The organism is Bradyrhizobium sp. 17 (assembly GCF_023073515.1).
GTDB classification, from domain to species: domain Bacteria; phylum Pseudomonadota; class Alphaproteobacteria; order Rhizobiales; family Xanthobacteraceae; genus Bradyrhizobium; species Bradyrhizobium canariense_D.
Genome location: NZ_JADPJQ010000077.1, coordinates 1 through 1,010, shown reverse-complemented (window position 1 = coordinate 1,010; position 1,010 = coordinate 1). Strand labels below are relative to the sequence as shown.

Below are 1,010 nucleotides of genomic sequence, written 5' to 3'. Positions count from 1 at the left end.
TGCTCTTGCGGATAGTTGGCGAGAAGAGTGCGAAGAACTTCCCATGGATCGCCATCGATATCTTCGCCGTCGCAACTCGCCCGTCCACCCGCGACTATGTAGGTGCTGAATGGATCGCAGGTCACATATGAGTAACGCCCGAGCAACTCATGCGTTGCTGCGCTATCGAGAAACGAGAGGTGCGGTCGATGCGCGAGACGTTGCACCGCTTTGATAGGCTCAATCCACTGTAGTTCACGGACGTGCATCGCCTATGAGTCACCGCTGACTGGCGTGCTGTTAGACACGCTTCGATTATGATCCCGACCACAACGAGAGCGACGCTGGTCGGAGCGCCGCAAGCTCTCGAGATTGACTGTCAGACTAAGCCCCGTCGGGGGATACGATGCGCGGACTAAGTTGGACTACGCCTGCCGCTGAGACGAAACGCGCATCTGTTGATACGTCATAGTCGGCCGCGAGGCGCAGCTCGCGCAGCGGTCGTGCTCGCCTGATCGATTCCTGGTAGAGCTCATGCGCTTTGTAGGCTGCGAGTTCCGCCTCGTTGTCGAACTCACCGTAGACCACGACGTCGATATCGTTGCCGAACTGGTCGGCCTTGCGATTGCGAGCAATCTCGAGCCGCCGGGCATGCGAGATCGTGGTGAGAAGCGATAGGCCTTCGATCATTTGGTCGATATGGGCCTTATCCTTGGCGGTAAACAAGACGATGTGACGGATCATTGATGGCCATGGGTTAAAATCGCGAGCAGGTCGCATAGCTATCTTGGAATCGAGCCCGCTGCAACGCTAGCGCCACATGCCGCCTCGCGCGGCAAACAGACAGGGTTTGACACTCTTGCGATGGCCTGTGGTCTGAAGCGGAGCCCGCCAATCTCATTCTGGTCAGGACGCGGGAAGGGCAAGGCGCTCAATCGTTTGAATGTGGCGTGCGAGCAGGTTGCAGGCTTGATCGACGTTGCGCGCTCGCAGTGCCTGCAGAATCAGGCGGTGATCCTGATTGGATCGCG

The 1,010-nt window shown here is 58.1% G+C and carries 2 protein-coding genes and 1 pseudogene; all 3 read right to left on the bottom strand.

Features of this window, described 5'->3' with window-relative positions; all coding sequences use genetic code 11:
• Positions 1 to 248 (bottom strand): annotated as a pseudogene (locus tag IVB13_RS15750) (aminodeoxychorismate synthase, component I); the annotation flags it as partial.
• Between the two features lie 115 nt (positions 249 to 363).
• Positions 364 to 723 carry a Dabb family protein gene (locus tag IVB13_RS15745; RefSeq protein ID WP_247489533.1) on the bottom strand — a complete coding sequence of 120 codons (360 nt, stop codon included), beginning with the start codon at positions 721 to 723 and terminating at the stop codon, positions 364 to 366.
• 162 nt (positions 724 to 885) lie between these two features.
• Positions 886 to 1,010: FCD domain-containing protein (locus IVB13_RS15740; protein ID WP_247488591.1), on the bottom strand; the 125-nt coding region annotated here is incomplete at its 5' end.

Excerpts from the sequence above, each read along its gene's own strand:
- IVB13_RS15745 (WP_247489533.1), bottom strand. The coding sequence starts at position 723 with ATGATCCGTCACATCGTCTTGTTTACCGCCAAGGATAAGGCCCATATC.